General features: G+C 61.8%; 2 protein-coding genes and 1 pseudogene. All 3 read right to left on the bottom strand.

Annotation, left to right across the window (positions count from 1 at the left end; all coding sequences use genetic code 11):
• Positions 1-391 (bottom strand): flavodoxin family protein (locus DBR22_RS18415; RefSeq protein ID WP_146187568.1); only part of this gene is annotated, 391 nt, incomplete at its 3' end.
• Positions 392-407: 16 nt separating this feature from the next.
• On the bottom strand, positions 408-1,016 hold the full coding sequence (locus DBR22_RS18410) for an FABP family protein (RefSeq protein WP_108600200.1): 609 nt from the start codon (positions 1,014-1,016) through the stop codon (positions 408-410).
• A gap of 168 nt (positions 1,017-1,184) precedes the next feature.
• Positions 1,185-1,421 (bottom strand): annotated as a pseudogene (locus DBR22_RS18405) (permease); the annotation flags it as partial.

The raw sequence follows: 1,421 nt of genomic DNA, 5'->3' as shown, positions 1-1,421 counted from the left end.
CCTTGGGGTAGAACGCCCATTGCCCTTTGCTGTTCAGCTGGCCCGAGTGGGCGTAGAGCCGCTCGATGAGTTTTTTGGTCTGCGAGGAGTTGTCACCGAGCCAGATCGGCCCGGCCACCACCACGATGTCCGCTTCCTGGACGGCGGGGTAGAGGTCCGGCCATGCGTCGGTGGCCCAGCCGTATTCGGTCATGTCCGGGTAGACACCGCTGGCGATGTCGTGGTCAACGGTGCGGATGACCTTGGTGCTGACGCCCTGCTTTTCCATCAGGAGCCTGCTGATATTGATCAGGCCGTCCGTGTTTGACGTCTCCGGGGATCTCTTCAGGGTCCCGTTGAAGAACAGCGCCTTGAGGCCGCTGTAATCCGAGGTGTTCCTGGTCTGATCCACAGTGATACTCCCTTGGTCAGGAAACCCTTTTCAGGACCGCTGATGCGTGGGCCTCCAGGCCCTTGCCCGGCTGGGCACCCGAGGCTACGTCCCAGCGCCACAGCAGGTTGCCGTCCACCAGGCCGAAGATCCGGGTAGCGGCACTGTAGTCCTTGGAGTGGCTGCCGCGCATCACCATGTCGGTGGTGAGCTGGATCTGCGGGCCTTTGATCTGGCCGTAGTACAGCTCCGAGATCCCGCCGGGGTGGGCGATGGATACGGAGATGTCGAATCCGCCGTCTTTGTTGCGGAGTTCCTCGACGTCGCTGGCACTCTTCAGCACCGGGACGATGTCGCCGGGGACAAGGCCCGGGCCGCCGTCGCCTTCCAGCTGCTTGCGCTCAAGTGCCCAGAAGCCGGTCTCGACGGTGAGCGGCCGGAGCCGCATGCCGTCGTCGTCCGTCAGCCAGCTTTCGGCGCGGTACTGCAGGTACGGCAGTCCGTTGTGCGTAAAGGACACGTGCTGCACGAAGTGCTCGGAGTCCTCGTCCCCGCTGCCAAGGCGGCCGCGGCCTTCCCACTCACCAATGAGCCAGGAAAGCGGAACGAGTTCGGGGGTCAGGTCGGTTGGTATCTCAATCGGCACAGTAACTACCTCTGGAAACAGCTGGTTCCGGAAAGAATTTACTTCTGGCCTTTGAACAGGCGGTACACCACAAAGCCGGCGAACCAGACCATGGCCAGGCTGGCGACGCCGAGCAGGACAAGGAAAAAGATTTCAAATGCAAGTACGGACATGATGCCATCCTAACGCTTAGTAAATGAGTAGTTTGTCTATGAAGTAAGCCAGCGAACCCACCGCCGAGACGGGCGCAAGGCCCATACTAAGCGCCGCCAGAAGATTCAGCGGACCACCCCGAAGTGTGACGAGCCTGCGGAAACTGACCAGCACGGCCCCCACCACCACGCCGAAGATCGCTGCAGGCAAGACCTCAATGTCAGAAAACACCAGCCCGGCGAGCGGGCCTGCGAGCCCTGCAAGGACGATGCC

The organism is Arthrobacter sp. HMWF013 (assembly GCF_003061105.1).
Taxonomy (GTDB): Bacteria; Actinomycetota; Actinomycetes; order Actinomycetales; family Micrococcaceae; genus Arthrobacter.
The sequence above is the reverse complement of the archived record's forward strand: the minus strand, read 5'-3'. Positions and strand labels throughout refer to the sequence as shown.